The organism is Oceanospirillum sediminis (genome assembly GCF_014164585.1).
In the GTDB taxonomy this organism is placed as follows: Bacteria; Pseudomonadota; Gammaproteobacteria; order Pseudomonadales; family Halomonadaceae; genus Oceanospirillum; species Oceanospirillum sediminis.
In genome coordinates, this window is sequence record NZ_JACJFM010000150.1 from 1 (window position 1) to 429 (window position 429).

General features: G+C 36.6%; 1 protein-coding gene. It reads right to left on the bottom strand.

Annotated elements, in window-relative coordinates; all coding sequences use genetic code 11:
* The coding region (locus H4O21_RS28195) for an ATP-binding protein (RefSeq protein ID WP_182812477.1) at positions 1-429 on the bottom strand (429 nt) is incomplete at both ends.

Here is a 429-nt window from a genome sequence, read left to right on the forward strand (position 1 = left end):
ATCTCCTGAATGAATACCGCATGGCTCAATATGTTCCATGATTCCAATAATGTAAACCTCTTCACCATCACAGATTGCATCGGCTTCTGCTTCTATCGCGCCTTCTAAATAGTGGTCTAGTAACAGTTTATTATTTGGAATTTTATTCAATAAATCTATAACATGCTCTTCAAGCTCTTTTTCATTAATCACTATTTTCATCCCTTGTCCTCCAAGTACGTAAGACGGTCTTACAAGGATTGGGAAATCCAGCTCTTTTGCTACGGCTAAAGCCTCATCAGCAGTTTCAGCAGTATCAAATTGTGGATAAGGAATATTGTTTTCTTTTAATAGAGTTGAAAAACTTCCTCTATCTTCAGCCAAATCTAGAGATTCAAAGCTGGTTCCAATAATTTTTACACCGTAACGCGATAGTTTTTCAGCAAGTTT